Source organism: Oerskovia jenensis (assembly GCF_016907235.1).
Lineage (GTDB): Bacteria > Actinomycetota > Actinomycetes > Actinomycetales > Cellulomonadaceae > Oerskovia > Oerskovia jenensis.
The window spans coordinates 2,234,378-2,248,380 of record NZ_JAFBBO010000001.1 but is presented as its reverse complement, the minus strand read 5'-3'; the positions used below and the strand labels follow the sequence as shown (position 1 = coordinate 2,248,380).

Below are 14,003 nucleotides of genomic sequence, written 5' to 3'. Positions count from 1 at the left end.
TATGTCGCTCGGGGCAACAAGGTGGGGTCGGTTCGCGCAGAGCGCAGCGGGTGGATCCGGCTGATCTCGGGCCTGTTCGTGCCGTTCGTGCTCCCTGGCTCTCGCCTTCCCGCGGAACTTTTCCGGCGTGACCCACGTTGTCGTATTTCCCGGAGATTTAGCGCCTGATGACGTATTTGGAGGCTATGTCGACCGGCTGCTACGTTCGCCACGGAGGACCGGGTGCAGGGCCGGGTCGCCAAGATCGAGAGGTGCTCGACGCATGGACACGACTCGCGCCGACATCCCGTCGAGCGGCGCACGGCCCGTCCACCAGGGGGCCGCGCTCCTCTCGCCCGACGACGTCACGACCCACCTCGCCGAGCAGCTCGCGTCCCACGAGGCGACGGCCCAGGCTGACCTCGTGCGGCGTGCGCGGGCCTTCGTCGACGACCTGTTCGCGCTCCAGGTGGGCTCGCCCGCGTTCGGTCGCAAGGCCGAGACCATCGCGGTCCTCGGGGTCAAGCGCACCCGGGCCGCGCAGGCAGCGATCGAGCACCTGCTCGACCGGTCGCCCCACGCGCGCGGCCCCGAGGGCGACGTGCACGGCGCGATCGCTGCCCTGCGGGGGGTCGCCGCCCGGTTGGACCCCGCCCGCGTCGACTTCTCCCCACGGCGTTCGCTGCGCTCGCGACTGTCGGGTCTCATCGGCGTCGACACCTACTTCGCGCGGTACGTCGCCGCGCAGGGCGACCTCGACGACATCGTCCGGGCGCTCCAGGCCGGTCAGGACGCGGCGCGCAAGCGCAGTGCCGCGATCGAGGTCGATCGTCGGCGCGCGAGCGAGGCCCTCGACGCCCTGGGCGACCTCCAGCGCGAGCTCGCCGCGCTCGACGCCGAGGTGGTCGACCGCCTCTCCCACCTCGACGCGAGCGGCGCCGCCGTCTCGGCGGACGCCGTGCGGTCGAGCGTCCTCGAACCCGTCCGCCGTCGCCAGCAGGACGTCATGACGCAGGTCGCGGTCGCCCTGCAGGCGCGTCTCGCGCTCGAGGTGGTCCGGGCCAACGACCGCGAGCTCGTCCGGGGCGCCGAGACCGCCCGGGCCACGACCCTCGCAGTCCTGGAGTCCGCCGTGACCGCGACGCGTGCGCTCGGGCTCCAGACCCTCGTCCTCGACCGTCTGACCACGGTCCGCTCGGCCGTGCTCGGGGTGGGGGCGTCGGTCGGCTCCGCCGGAGCGGGAGCAGGGCCCGTCGCGCCGTCCAGCGCGGGCAGCGGCCGGTCGGAGGCCGTGGGCCAGGCCGCCTCCACGGGCTCCACCCCTGCGGGCGAACCGTCCGTGCCCGAGGTCGACGCCCTGCGCGCCGCGTTCGGCAGGCTCGTGACGGACATGGACCGGCTCGACGCGTTCACCTCGCAGGCGCAGGCCGCGGCGGCCCGGTCGCACGAACAGGTCCTGGCGCAGGACGAGCGGAGGCGCCGTGCCGCCTCCGCTGCCTGACCGGGCAGCACGAGGCACGACGCACCGATGACCGCACCACGACCGAGGACCCCCATGGCAGGACTGATCTCCCGACTTCGCGACGCGACCACGGCACGCCTCGTGGACGCGGCCGCCGCCCTGCCCGCGTCCGCGCCCGCGGAGCGTGACAGCGTGCCCGCGCTGCGCCGTCGGAGCCGTGAGCTCGTCACCACCGTGAACCGCAGCGCCGGGTCGTTGCCCCCCGAGGGCGTCGTCCTGGCCCGGCAGATCACGGACCTGGCCGACGAGATCCTGGGGCAGGACGGCCGCGAGATCGACATCCATGCCCGCGTCTCGCTCGCCGCTGTCCTCGTCGACTACGTCCCCGAGACCCTGAGCGCCTTCCGTGCCGCATACCGCGCAGAACCTGGAGACCGAGTGGTCGAGCACCTGATCGAGCAGCTCTCGTTGCTGCGCACCGAGGTCCGCGACATGCTCGTCGCGCTGCGGGACGACGACCTGCGCACGCTCGAGATCCAGGGCAGCTTCCTGGCGACCAGGTTCGCGGCGGCCGACCTGTGAGCGCCGGACCCATGGCGCGGGGGAGCAACGTCGCGCTCACGCGTGAGCTCCCGCACCTGACCACTGCGGTCCTGGGCGTGCAGTGGGGCGCGGGCTCCGACCCGGCCCTCGCCGAGAACCTCCAGTACGCCGCGATCCTCTGCGACGCCGCGGGCAGCGCGAGCTCGAGCGACGACTTCGTCTTCTTCAACCAGGTCGTCTCCGCGGACCTCTCGGTCGCGCGGCTCGAGGCGGCCCTCGGCGACGACGAGGAGCAGATCGAGGTCCACCTGCCCGACGTCCCGGCCGCGGTCCACCGCATCGTGGTCGTGCTCTACCTCAACGAGGGCAGCCCGCGCCGGCGCACGCTGGGTCAGCTCCGCGAGTGCCACGTGCGCGTGCTCGACGGCGCGACGGACCAGCAGGTCGTCCGGTCGGTCAACCTTGCCGAGACGTTCGGCGCGGAGACCGCGGTCGTGCTCGGCGAGCTGTACCGCCACCGTGACGACTGGAAGTTCAAGGTCGTGGGTCAGGGCTACTCGGCGGGGCTCGCGGGGATCGCGGACCAGTACGGGCTGCCTCTGTGAGCGGGGGAGCGACGCTCTTCCCTGCCAGCACGGGCCGACGGACGGACCTCGGCTTCCTCCGGCGACGGTCGCGTCCGCGGGCAGAGGTGCCCGCAGCCCCTGCTGCGCCTGCGGTCGTGCGCGCGCCTGCGGTCGTGCCGCCGGCTCCGGCCGTCGTCCCTGCGGCCCCGCCGGTGGTGCCGCCGGCGCTCGGACTCGTCCGGCCGGCACCAGCCGTCGTCCCTCCCGTCGCGCCGCACCCTGTCGCGCCGCCGCGCCCTGCCGGTGCGACGCCGTCGGGCCCCGTGGTGTCACCGCTCTCGCTCGGCGCGCCCCTCGTGCCCCCGGCGGCGCCGCTCGCGCCCGCCGTGCTCGGCGCGCCGGTCGCAGCCCCGGCCGTTCCCGCCGCGCCCTCTGCTCCCCAGGAGCCCGCCGTGCCGCGCCGCGCGCGACGGGTCACCCACAGGCCCCTGGCTCCGCTCCTCGACGGGTTCGCGCCCCTGGTCCCCGGGGAGCGTCGTCTGCTGACCCCCGCGGCGCCGGTCGTGATGGCGAACCGCGTCCAGAGCGGCGTCGGCGCGCTCCGCCTCGAGGTGCTCGCGCCGACCGGTCGGCTCGTCGTCGGGTGCGTGCTCGACGGGACGCAGAGCGTGATCCTCGGCCCCGGACCCGTGCACGGCCCGGGTACCGCGCGCCCGTTCGTGAGCGTCTCGGGGCTGGTCGCGACGCTCGACCTCGCGCAGATCCGCTCCCTGACCCGCTTCGTCGTGCTGCTCCGGGACCCACCCCCCGGGGGCGCGCTTCTGGTCGTCTCGGCGGGCACGTCCCGGCTCGAGGTCGCGCTCGAACCGGGGGCGCAGGGCGGGTCATGGGTCGCCCTGACCGGGCACGTGGTCCGTGGGGCGCTCGTCCTGCGCGCCGAGCACGAGGTCCTCGACGGGGGACTGCGGGAGGCCACGGCCGCGCACGGCTACGACCAGCTCGTGTGGCACGGCACCGACAGCTTGTTGAACAGCACCACCCAACCGGAAGGAAGAACACCATGGCAGTGAACCTGTCCAAGGGCGGCAACATCTCGCTCGAGAAGGTCGCACCGGGAATGACCAACGCCTACGTCGGCCTGGGGTGGAACGTCCGCTCCACGGACGGTGCGCCGTTCGACCTGGACACGTCCGCGATCGTCCTCGGCGCCGACGGCAAGGCCCTGAGCGACGCCCACTTCATCTTCTACAACAACCTCAAGGACCCGAGCGGTGCTCTCACGCACCTCGGGGACAACCGCACGGGGGCGGGCGACGGCGACGACGAGACCATGACCGTCCAGCTCCCCTACCTGGGGGCGGACGTCGCGAAGATCGTCTTCATCGCGAGCATCCACGACGCGGAGGCGCGCCGCCAGAACTTCGGTCAGGTGTCCGACGCGTACATCCGCGTCTACGACGGTGACGAGCCGGCGAACGACGCCAAGGTCGTGCGCTACGACCTGGGTGAGGACGCCGCGACCGAGACCGCTCTCGTCTTCGGCGAGGTCTACCGCCACGGCACGGACTGGAAGTTCCGTGCGATCGGGCAGGGCTACGCCAACGGCCTCGTGGGCGTCATCTCCGACTACGGCCTGAACGCCGGCTGAGTCGTCCGCACCACCGCCGAGTCCTCGGCGCGGGCACCCGGGTCCTGGGCCCGGGTGCCCCCACGGCACACCATCCCTTCGGGGGGAGAAGAGACCGACATGAGCATCAACCTGTCCAAGGGTCAGAGCATCAACCTCGAGAAGTCGACCGGGGCCGGGCTGACCCACGTCCGTCTGGGGCTGGGCTGGGACACCAAGGTGACCCACAAGAAGACGCTGTTCGGCGGGACCAAGTCGATCCAGCGCGACATCGACCTGGACGCCTCGGCGCTCCTCGTCTCGGCCGACGGCGTCCAGGAGATCGTGTACTTCAGCCAGCTGCGTTCGCGCGACGGCTCGGTCGTCCACAGCGGCGACAACCGCTCGGGAGAGGGCGCGGGCGACGACGAGTCGATCTCGGTGAACCTCGCGAGCGTGCCCGCGTCGATCCAGCACGTGGTCTTCACGGTCAACTCCTACAGCGGTGAGTCCTTCACCGAGGTCGAGAACGCGTACGTGCGCGTCGTCGACACGACCGCGCGCGACGCCGAGCTCGCACGCTTCACGCTGTCGGGCTCCGGCCCGCACACGGCGCTCGTCATGGCGCGCGTCTCGCGGACCGCTGCGGGCTGGGCCTTCACGGCGATCGGCACGCCGGGCAACGGGCGCGTCGCGCAGGAGCTCGTGCCGCTCGCCCTCGGCGCGCTCTGATCCGTCGTGACCACTGACACGGGCCCGCGGGCCGACCACGTCGCCGCCGTCGCGGGCCCCGCGCGACCGCTCCCTCCTCGAGAGGGAGCGGTCGTCGCCGCGGTCAGCTTCGACATCTGGGGCACGCTCGTGCGGAGCCACCGGTCGTTCAAGGCGCACCGCAACGAGATGCTGCAGGAGGTCCTGGGCCTCTCGATCGACCCGCTCCGGTTCGATGCGGAGCTGCGCCGGGCCGACCGGGAGGCGGACCTGCGCAGCGAGGAGAGCGGGTCGGACCTCGCGCTCGCGGACCGTCTCGCCCCGGCGCTCGTGAGCCTGGGGGTCCAGGGCGTCGAGCTGGGGCCGGACCTGGTCGCGGACCTCGAACGCCGCCAGCACGACCTGGCGCTCGAGATGCCGCCCGAGCTGCTCGACGAGCGGCTGCCAGACCTCCTGCGCCGCCTCGCGGACCTGGTCCCGGTCGGGGTCACGAGCAACACGGGCATGCTCCCGGGCTCGACCATGCGCCCGCTGCTCGCGGCGTGCGACCTGGCCGACGCCCTGAGCGTCGAGGTCTTCTCGAACGAGGTCGGGGTCGCCAAGCCCGCGGCGGGCATCTTCCGTCGCACGGTCGAGGGGTTCGGCGTCCCGGCGGAGGGCATCGTCCACGTCGGGGACAACCCGGTCGCGGACGTCGACGGCGCTCGGGCGGCGGGCCTGGACGTCCTCCTGGTCGCGGGCGACGTCCCGATCGGCCCGGCCGTCGAGGGGCTCGTGGCGCGTGCCCGGGAAGGTCGGCAGGGGTGAGCGAGGTGCGGACGGTCGCCGTCCACCGCCTGACAGGCGGGGGCACGGGCAGCGCCCGGGGCGTGGTGCGGGGTCTCGGGTCGGGCACCGGGTTCGACGCTCGGACCTACTCGCTCATGAAGCACGGCGCGGCGCGCGCGACCTCGTCGCTCGGCACCGAGCTCGCACACCGTCTGCTGCACGAGGAACCGTCGCTCGTCGAGGACCCGGCGCCGCTCGTGCTGCCCGTGGCCTTCGTCGCGGTGCCGCCTGCGTGCTGGTTCCTCGCCGAGGCCGTCCTCGGGGTCCTCGGGCCGCTGCGTGCGGCCCGGGGGTACGCCCCGGGCCGGGTCGCCCAGGTCGTCAAGGACTCGGTGACCATGACGAACTACGCGTCGGCCTCGGCTGCCTCACGACGGGCGGAGATGGACCGGATCGGCTTCCGGCTCACGGCCGACGTCGCGGGCGCCCAGGTGCTCGTGGTCGACGACGTCCGGGTCACGGGCCTCGCGGAGCGCCGCATGCTGCGGGCGCTCGACGGTGCGGGCGCCGCACGGACGGTCGTGGCGTACGTCGCGGTCGTGGACGACGCGCTCGCGCAGGACCCGGCCGTCGAGTCGGTCCTCAACACGGCCGAGGTCGACTCGGTCGTGCGCATGGTCCCCCACCTGGAGGCGGGGGACCTCCACCTGACGATCCGGTTCCTGCGCGCGGTCCTGGGCGCGAGCGTCGCCGAGCGGGAGGCCGTCCTGGCGGCGTGCCCGCCCGCGGTGCTGGCCGCCATGCTCGCAGGGGCCCGCGCCACGGGGGCCGCGTTCTGCGCGTCCTACCCCGAGGGCGTGCGCGACCTCGAGGCCCGAGCAGCCGGGCTCGTCCTCCGGTGAGCGGAAGGTTCGCCCTCTCGTCGCTCACGTGCACCGACGGGGGAGACCTCGTGCTCTCGGGGCAGGACGTGACGGTCGACGACTACGGTGCGTTCAAGCACGGGGACGGGGCGCTCGCGGCGCGCTTCGCGGACCGGCTCTCGGACCGCTTCGTGCGCGCGGTCCTGCCGCACGACGTCGACGTCCTCGTCACGTCGTCGGGGTTCGACGTCGTGCCGCCTGCGGCGTACTCGCTGGTCGCGCCGTTCCTCGCGGGCCTGCGCCGCGCGGGCCACGTCGGGCAGGTCCGGCACGTCAAGGTCGGCCGGACCCGCGTGTCCGACGGCGACTACGCGGGCATGAGCCTCGAGGAGCGCCGGACGAGCCTCACGGGCCACGACCTGGTCCTCGACCCGGCCGTGGACGCGCGCGGCGCCCACGTCGTGGCGCTCGACGACGTCGTGGTGACCGGTGTCCACGAGCGGGCCATGGAGAGCGCCCTGCGTCGGGCGGGGGCCGCGCACGTCGACCACGTCTACCTCGTGGACGCGCACGCGGTGGGCGGTGTCCCGATGATCGAGGCGCGCCTCAACACTGCCGGCGTCCCGTCGGTGCGCTCGCTCGTGGAGGTCATGCACCGGCCCGGGTTCGTGCCGAACGCGCGGGTCGCGCGCCGGGTGCTCTCGCTCGGGGACGCCGACCTGGCCGAACTCGTCGCGACGGCGCCGCCCTGGGTCCTGCGGTGGGTCGAGGAGGCCGCGGCCGCCGACAAGCTCGGTGCTCTCGCCCGCTACCGGAGCGGCGCGGGGATGCTGCACGACCTGCTGCGGGGGGTCCCGCTCAGCGCGTGAGCGGAGCGTGCTCGGGGAACGGCCGCGGATCGTCGTCCCCTGGGGTCTGCCGGTACCGTGGAACGGCCGCCGTCTCGGCGACCCCCCTCGACCACGGACTGACCGCACCCCCATGAGCAACGCACCTACGCCGTCGGGCCTGCCTGACAGCGCTTCCCCCGCCCTGCCCGACGGCGCCGCGCACCCCGCCGCGCCCGGCACCACCGAGCGGCTCTCCCACGGCCTGCGCACCCGGCACCTGACCATGATGGGCCTGGGGTCCGCGATCGGGGCCGGCCTGTTCCTCGGCAGCGGCGTCGGGATCGCGACCGCGGGACCCGCCGTCCTGGTCTCGTACGCCGTCGCGGGGCTGCTCGTCATCCTCGTCATGCGGATGCTCGCCGAGATGGCAGCGGCCGTGCCGTCGAGCGGGTCCTTCTCGGTGTACGCCGAGACCGCGCTGGGCCGGTGGGCCGGGTTCACCCTCGGGTGGCTGTACTGGTTCACGCTCATCATGGTGCTCGGCGCCGAGATCACGGGTGCGTCGCAGATCGTCTCCGGGTGGGTCCCGGGCGTGCCGCAGTGGGTCGTCGCGCTCGTGTTCGTCGCGGCGTTCGCGGTCGTGAACCTGTGGGGCGTCAAGCACTTCGGCGAGTTCGAGTTCTGGTTCGCGTTCATCAAGGTCGCCGCGATCGTCGCGTTCCTCGTGATCGGGGTGCTGCTCGTGCTGGGCTGGCTGCCCGGCACCGACCCCGTGGGGACGACCAACATCTTCGGCGACCCCGCCTCGCTCGCGGGCTTCGCGCCCCACGGCCTGCCCGGCATCGCGGCGGGGCTGCTCGTCGTGGTCTTCGCGTTCGGCGGGATCGAGATCGTCACGATCGCCGCGGCCGAGGCCCGCGAGCCGCAGAAGGCGATCGTGACCGCGACCCGCTCGATCGTGTGGCGCATCCTCTTCTTCTACGTGGGCGCGGTCGCGATCATGGCGCTCGTCCTGCCGTGGGACGCGCCCGAGCTGCTGAGCGGACCGTTCGTCGCGGTGCTCGACCTCGCGGGCCTGCCCGGTGCGGCCCGGCTCATGGAGGCCGTCGTGGTCGTCGCGCTCCTGTCGGCGTTCAACGCCAACGTGTACGGCACGTCCCGCATGGCGTTCTCGCTCGCGGGCCGCGGCGACGGGCACCCGGCGTTGACCAAGGTGTCGCCGACCGGGGTGCCGTGGGTCGCGGTGCTGCTGTCGGTGTTCTTCGGCCTCGTGTCCGTGGGGCTCAACTGGCTGCTGCCGGGCGAGGTCCTGGGCATCCTGCTCAACGCCGTGGGCTCGGCGCTGCTCGTCATCTGGGTCTTCATCGCGGTCTCCCAGCTCCGGCTGCGTCCCCGCATCGAGGCCGCCGCGGGCGGTGCGGACAGGATGACGCTGCGCATGTGGGCCTACCCCGGGCTCACCTGGGCGACGCTCGCAGGGCTCGCGGGCCTGATCGTCCTCATGCTGTTCGACGACGACGCTCGCGTCCAGCTCGCCTCGACGCTCGTGCTCGTGGGCGTCATCGTCGGGATCTACGCGGTGCGGGCGCGGCTGCGTCGGCGAGCGGAGCGGGTGGGCTCCCCGACCTGACCCGTCGTGGGTGGGCGGAGGGCCGTTCCCCCACCCTGCACCGGGGCCCGACGCACCCTCGTCGGGATGTCCTACTGATCTCAGAGCGGTCCCTGCGCGCTGTGTGGACGTTCCCGCAGCGCGCAGGGACCGCTCCGTTAGCCTGTGCGCAATGACTCCCGAACACCCCGTCGATGTGAGCAGGGTTGGCCGCGAGACGCTGCTTGCCGTCGCGGCGGTGACGCCGTTGGCGTTCGGCGGAAGGTCCGGCTGGATCACCCTGGGAAGCCTGGTGATCGCCCTGGCGGCACTGGCTGTCAGGAGGCGCTTGCCCTGGGTCGCTGTGCTGAGCACGCTCGCCGCGAGCGTCGTCGACTGGCGGCTGTTCGCACTCACGCTGCTGCTCGCCTACGGAGCAGGCCGGGCGAAGCCTCTCGGCCGTGGCGTGCTGGCAGCGTTCGCAGGAGTCCTGGCCGTCGGTGTCGTCGCGCTGCTCACCCTGTTCGACTCCGACCTGTACACGGCATTGGCGTGGGCCGCCGGAGCGACCGTCTTCGGCCTGTCCCCGGCACTCCTGGGGTCGTCCCGCCGACTCCATGTCGAGCTCGTGCGGGCCGGATGGGACCAGGCCGCGCAGCTGGAGCGCGAGCAGCGCATCGTCGCCGAGCAGGCGCGTCTCCAAGAACGTGCGCGTATCGCGCAGGAGATCCATGACTCGCTGGGGCACGAGCTGAGCCTCATCGCGCTGCGTGGTGGCGCCCTGGAGGTGCTTCCCGGGCTGGCGCCCGAGCACCGAGCGACGGTGACGGCCTTGCGCGCCGGGGTCACGACGGCAGCCGAACGGCTCAGCGAGATCATCGGTCTGCTGTTGGACGAGACGGATGCCCCACCGCGCACAGTCGTCGGCGAGCCGATCTCCGCGCTCGTCACGCGCGTCGCGGAGTCGGGGGTCCGTGTCACGCTGAGCGAATCGGGGAACCCGGGCAACACGGCGTCGTTGCAATACCGCGCCGCGTACCGCGTGGTGCAGGAGTCGCTGACGAATGCCACGAAGCATGCGGCAGAGGCGCCCGTGGACGTGCGTCTCGAGTGCGACGACGACTATCTGACCGTCAAGGTGCGCAACGCTCAGCCCGGGACGGCGTCGCGCGAGGTCCTGCCGGCCGGCGGCGGACGGGGGCTCACCGGCCTGCGTGAGCGGGTCGGGCTCGCGGGTGGAGTGCTCGACGCCGGGCGCACACGGGACGGAGGCTTCGAGGTGGCGGCGCGGCTTCCCAGGTCGGGCCCGCTGGTGCACCCCGCGCCGACCCCGGAGCCGGTGACGGCAACGGCCTTCCGTCGGGCGCGCCAGCAGGCGCGCCGCGCTCTGGTGCTGGCCGTCGCCCTCCCCGTGGTCCTCGTGGTCACGCTGGGAGGGGCGCTCATGGCCATGTACGCGGAGGACAGCCTGACGTCGCGTCTGCGGCCCGAGACGTTCCAGCAGCTCTCCCGTGGGACCCCTCGCGCCGACCTCGTCGACCTCCTCCCCACGCGACAGGTGCCCGAGCGGCGCGATGAGGCCGGACCCGCTCGCCCTGAAGGTTCCACCTGCGAGTACTACCGGTCGGTCGCGGGACTCCTGCCCACGCCTTTCGACGTGTATCGCCTGTGCTTCCGCGACGGGGTACTCGTCTCCAAGGACGTCTTCGCGCCCAACCTCTCCGACGACAAGGACAGCCCATGATCCGCGTACTGCTGGCAGACGACGAGGCGATGATCCGTGCGGGGGTCTCTGCGATCCTCGCGAGCGACCCGTCGATCGAGGTCGTCGCCGAGGCGTCGAACGGACGCGAGGCCGTCGACCTTGCCCGGCTCCACCGCCCTGACGTGGTCCTCCTCGACATCCGCATGCCCGTGATGGACGGCCTGCAGGCAGTGTCGGAGATCCGCCGGGCCACACCGTCGGTTGCCGTGATCGTCCTGACGACGTTCGGCGAGGACGAGCACATCGCACGGGCGATCGACGGCGGCGCCAGCGGGTTCTTGCTCAAGACGGGCGATCCGCGTGACTTGATCGCGGGTGTACGGGCCGTGGCCGACGGCGGCGCCTACCTCGCCCCGCTCGTCGCCAGGCGGATCATCACGCTGTTCGCCACCGGGACCAGCGGCGGTGACATCGCTCGCGGCGCCGACGCACGTCGCCAGGTGTCGGTGCTCACGGATCGAGAACGCGACGTGCTGCGGCTGGTGGGGTCTGGCCTGTCCAACGCGGAGATCGGCGCCGAGCTCTACATCGTCGAAGGCACCGTCAAGGCGCACGTGAGCAAGATCCTGTCGCGTCTCGGTCTGGGCAATCGTGTGCAGGCAGCGTTGCTGGCGCACGCGGCGGGCCTCTCCTAGCCGCCGCAGCAGCACGGGGGCATCCACCTGTGGTGGATGCCCCCGTTGCTGTGTCAGTTCTTGGCGGCGGTCTCCTGGTCTTGCGCCGCGGACGCCCCGACCGGAGACGGCCCGGCCGTCAGCAGTCGACGCAGCACGGTGCGTTCACGAAGCAGCGTGACGAGCTTGGTCCCCGGGTATCGGAGCACGAGGACCACGATGACGGTGACGAAGGCGCCGATCAGGACGCCCGCGATGACATCGTGCGGGTAGTGGACCCCGAGGAACACCCGCGAGAAGGCGGTCAGCGCTGCGATCGGCAGGGCCAGGAGGCCCAGGCGCCAGGAGGTCAGGAGGATCGCGACCGCAAGCGCGACTGCGATCGTGGCGTGGTTGCTCGGAAACGACCAGTCGCCCGTCGGCGGGCACTCGTCGGCGATGATCGCCACGTCGCGCATCGTGCGGCACGGCCGTTCCACGGCCAGGATGCCTTTGGCGGCCTCACTGACGAGGTACGCGGCGACGGCTCCACCCGCGCTGACCAGTGCGACCGCCATCGGGCGGGCCGGCCCGCGTCGGGTGCGCCAGAGCGCGAGCGCCCAGAGTCCGACGAGCAGCAGCAGGCCCACGTCGGTGAAGTACTCCATGAACGTCTGCCCCACGGGCGGGGTGTCATCCGCCCAGGAGACGATGTCGCGATACCAGTCGGCCGAGATGTCGGGCACGTCTGGAATGTTCTGGATTCTCGTCACCGTGATCTCCCTTCGTGGTCAGGCGTCCCGCGTGCGCAGCGTGAGCCACGCGGCGACGTCGACCGCGACGACCCAGGTAGCAAGCAGAAGGGCGCCTGCCAGCGGGCCGTAGGGCTCCGTGGCGCCGCTGATGAGCTGGGATCCCGCACGCGCCGGGAGCAGCTCTGCGAGATCGTCGAGCGACAGGAGGTCGGCGGCAGCGGGGATACCGATGAGCACGACGAAGACGATGGTGAGCGCGCCCGCGGTGCGACGCACCAGGACGGCGACGCCGAGCGCCAGCAGACTGACGAGGGTGAACTCCAGCGAGATCGCCAGCGCCATGCGGACCAGCCCGCCGTCGGGCGCGATGCCCTTGTCTCCGAGCGAGTAGTCAGCCAGCGTCGTGATGATCACACCCAGCACGACGCCCGCGGGGAGCGTGACGGCGGCGACCACGATCGCCTTCGCACCGAGCAGCCGTCCGCGCAGCGGCACCGCCTGGAAGGTGGGGTGGATCGTTCCGGCGGAGTACTCGTCGGTGATGGCAAGGATGGCGAGGATGGCCACCACGAACTGGACCACGGTCGCGCCCAGTCCGACGACCTCACCCACCGGGATCGCCGGCGGTCCGCCAGGTTGCGACGTGTTGTTCGCCAGGGTGAAGCCGACGACGGGCACCATCACTGCTGCAAGTGCGGCGGCGCCGACGAGCGCCCACCAGGTGGAGCGAACCGAGCGGAGCTTCGTCCATTCGGAGGCGACGGCGCCGGCGAGCCGACCACCACCTGAGGGGGCCTGCATCGCCGCGGGGACGGTGGTGCTCACGCGGGGGTCTCCGTTCGATCGTTGTGTCGGCCGGGCGTGGGACCACCCGCGTCGTACTCGGAGCTCGACGCCGTGAGTCGCAGGTAGGCGTCCTCGAGCGATCCGTCGGTCCGGCTGAGCTCGTGGATTCGGAGCCGACCCGCGTAGGTGAGATCTGCGACCAGCTCGATGGGCGCGGCGATGATCTCGAGGTGGTGCGCGCTCATGCGGGTGGTTTCGAACCGGCGCCCTTCAAGATCGCCCTGGAGGGAGCTGAGGCCTGCTTCGTCGGGGCTGCGCACCGTCACGACGCCGCCCGCGGCGCCGATGAGGTCGTCTGCCGGGCCGTCAGCGACGAGCCGGCCGCGTCCGATCACGATGAGGTGATCGGCGGTCAGCTGCATCTCGCTGACCACGTGGCTCGAGAAGAAGACCGTCCGTCCTTCGTCCGCGAGCGTTCGCACCAGGCCGCGCAGCCATCGGATCCCGTCCGGGTCGAGGCCGTTGATGGGCTCGTCGAAGATGAGGATGGGCGGGTCTCCGAGCAGCGCGGCGGCGATGCCCAACCGTTGGCCCATGCCGAGCGAGAAGGTGCCGGCCTTCTTGCCCGCGACCGTGGTCAGACCGACGATGCTCAGCACCTCATCGACCCTCCGGGCGGGGATGCCGTTGGTGCGCGCCAGCGCGAGCAAGTGGTTGCGGGCGCTTCGTGCGGGGTGGACCGCCTTCGCGTTCAGCATCGCGCCGACCTCGCGCAGGGGGTGCGGCAGAGCCGCGTACGGGCGGCCCTGGATGAGCGCTCTTCCGACGTCGGGTCTGTCGAGTCCGACGATGGCGCGCAACGTCGTCGACTTGCCTGCGCCGTTGGGTCCCAGAAATCCTGTCACCTGCCCGGGGACCACCTGGAAGGTCAGGTTGTCGACGGCTGGCTTTCCGTCGTATCTCTTGGTGAGTTCTTGCACCGTGATCATCGCGCCTCCATCGATCCGAATGACCAGACCCTATGAAGCGGCTCGGGTCGGCCGGACCCATCGAAGGTCAGCAACCTGGCCCCTCTTTAGTGCCGTCTTCCGCTGAGAAGTCCCACGTGGGTATCTCGCCGTAGCCCGGGAGGTCGGTGCCAGGTTCGTGGCGCGCGGGGCGAGGAGTCGGGCCGTGGGCAGGAGGTAC

At 72.4% G+C, this 14,003-nt stretch carries 15 protein-coding genes; 12 read left to right on the top strand and 3 right to left on the bottom strand.

The genetic code is table 11. The features are described from left to right. The first annotated feature begins 262 nt into the window (after nt 1-262). From JOD49_RS10100 to JOD49_RS10045, 12 genes are all read left to right on the top strand, one after another. Nucleotides 263-1,480 carry a toxic anion resistance protein gene (locus JOD49_RS10100; RefSeq protein ID WP_205307071.1) on the top strand — a complete coding sequence of 406 codons (1,218 nt, stop codon included), beginning with the start codon at nt 263-265 and terminating at the stop codon, nt 1,478-1,480. Nucleotides 1,481-1,534: 54 nt separating this feature from the next. Continuing rightward, entirely contained in the window at nt 1,535-2,023 is a 489-nt protein-coding gene (locus JOD49_RS10095; RefSeq protein WP_205307070.1) for a hypothetical protein, read from the top strand. Next, nucleotides 2,020-2,589 (top strand): TerD family protein, encoded by a 570-nt coding sequence (locus JOD49_RS10090; RefSeq protein ID WP_205307069.1) that lies wholly within the window; start codon nt 2,020-2,022, stop codon nt 2,587-2,589. The genes JOD49_RS10095 and JOD49_RS10090 overlap by 4 nt, the downstream gene beginning before the upstream one ends. Nucleotides 2,590-2,873: 284 nt before the next feature. Further along, a complete protein-coding gene (locus tag JOD49_RS10085; RefSeq protein ID WP_205307068.1) occupies nt 2,874-3,620 on the top strand; it encodes a hypothetical protein in 747 nt (248 codons plus the stop codon). Next, complete coding sequence (locus JOD49_RS10080) at nt 3,611-4,198, top strand: TerD family protein (RefSeq protein ID WP_205307067.1); 588 nt, start codon at nt 3,611-3,613, stop codon at nt 4,196-4,198. The genes JOD49_RS10085 and JOD49_RS10080 overlap by 10 nt, the downstream gene beginning before the upstream one ends. Nucleotides 4,199-4,297: 99 nt before the next feature. Beyond that, a complete protein-coding gene (locus tag JOD49_RS10075; protein ID WP_205307066.1) occupies nt 4,298-4,888 on the top strand; it encodes a TerD family protein in 591 nt (196 codons plus the stop codon). Between the two features lie 6 nt (nt 4,889-4,894). Beyond that, on the top strand, nt 4,895-5,674 hold the full coding sequence (locus tag JOD49_RS20740; RefSeq protein WP_205307065.1) for an HAD family hydrolase: 780 nt from the start codon (nt 4,895-4,897) through the stop codon (nt 5,672-5,674). Next, nucleotides 5,671-6,537: a phosphoribosyltransferase family protein gene (locus JOD49_RS10065; protein ID WP_205307064.1), complete on the top strand. Its 867-nt coding sequence runs from the start codon at nt 5,671-5,673 to the stop codon at nt 6,535-6,537. The genes JOD49_RS20740 and JOD49_RS10065 overlap by 4 nt, the downstream gene beginning before the upstream one ends. Next, a complete protein-coding gene (locus tag JOD49_RS10060; protein WP_205307063.1) occupies nt 6,534-7,367 on the top strand; it encodes a phosphoribosyltransferase family protein in 834 nt (277 codons plus the stop codon). The genes JOD49_RS10065 and JOD49_RS10060 overlap by 4 nt, the downstream gene beginning before the upstream one ends. Nucleotides 7,368-7,479: 112 nt before the next feature. Further along, nucleotides 7,480-8,958, top strand: coding sequence for an amino acid permease (locus JOD49_RS10055; RefSeq protein WP_205307062.1), 1,479 nt, complete (start codon nt 7,480-7,482; stop codon nt 8,956-8,958). A 307-nt stretch (nt 8,959-9,265) separates the two neighbouring features. Next, on the top strand, nt 9,266-10,660 hold the full coding sequence (locus JOD49_RS10050; protein WP_205307061.1) for a sensor histidine kinase: 1,395 nt from the start codon (nt 9,266-9,268) through the stop codon (nt 10,658-10,660). Next, nucleotides 10,657-11,316 carry a response regulator transcription factor gene (locus JOD49_RS10045; RefSeq protein WP_205307060.1) on the top strand — a complete coding sequence of 220 codons (660 nt, stop codon included), beginning with the start codon at nt 10,657-10,659 and terminating at the stop codon, nt 11,314-11,316. The genes JOD49_RS10050 and JOD49_RS10045 overlap by 4 nt, the downstream gene beginning before the upstream one ends. A gap of 53 nt (nt 11,317-11,369) precedes the next feature. Here the strand turns inward: JOD49_RS10045 and JOD49_RS10040 are convergent, their stop codons facing one another. The 3 genes from JOD49_RS10040 to JOD49_RS10030 are packed head-to-tail and all read right to left on the bottom strand — an operon-like array spanning nt 11,370 to nt 13,804. Further along, nucleotides 11,370-12,020: a phosphatase PAP2 family protein gene (locus JOD49_RS10040; RefSeq protein WP_205307059.1), complete on the bottom strand. Its 651-nt coding sequence runs from the start codon at nt 12,018-12,020 to the stop codon at nt 11,370-11,372. Nucleotides 12,021-12,065: 45 nt separating this feature from the next. Next, a complete protein-coding gene (locus JOD49_RS10035) occupies nt 12,066-12,854 on the bottom strand; it encodes an ABC transporter permease (protein WP_205307058.1) in 789 nt (262 codons plus the stop codon). Further along, complete coding sequence (locus tag JOD49_RS10030) at nt 12,851-13,804, bottom strand: ATP-binding cassette domain-containing protein (protein ID WP_205307057.1); 954 nt, start codon at nt 13,802-13,804, stop codon at nt 12,851-12,853. Before JOD49_RS10030 ends, JOD49_RS10035 begins: the two co-directional genes overlap by 4 nt. Nucleotides 13,805-14,003: the final 199 nt, after the last annotated feature.

Coding starts and splice junctions, on each gene's coding strand:
- JOD49_RS10080 (WP_205307067.1), top strand. CDS start 3,611: ATGGCAGTGAACCTGTCCAAGGGCGGCAACATCTCGCTCGAGAAGGTC.
- JOD49_RS10100 (WP_205307071.1), top strand. CDS start 263: ATGGACACGACTCGCGCCGACATCCCGTCGAGCGGCGCACGGCCCGTC.
- JOD49_RS10075 (WP_205307066.1), top strand. CDS start 4,298: ATGAGCATCAACCTGTCCAAGGGTCAGAGCATCAACCTCGAGAAGTCG.
- JOD49_RS10045 (WP_205307060.1), top strand. CDS start 10,657: ATGATCCGCGTACTGCTGGCAGACGACGAGGCGATGATCCGTGCGGGG.
- JOD49_RS10095 (WP_205307070.1), top strand. CDS start 1,535: ATGGCAGGACTGATCTCCCGACTTCGCGACGCGACCACGGCACGCCTC.
- JOD49_RS10055 (WP_205307062.1), top strand. CDS start 7,480: ATGAGCAACGCACCTACGCCGTCGGGCCTGCCTGACAGCGCTTCCCCC.
- JOD49_RS10030 (WP_205307057.1), bottom strand. CDS start 13,804: ATGATCACGGTGCAAGAACTCACCAAGAGATACGACGGAAAGCCAGCC.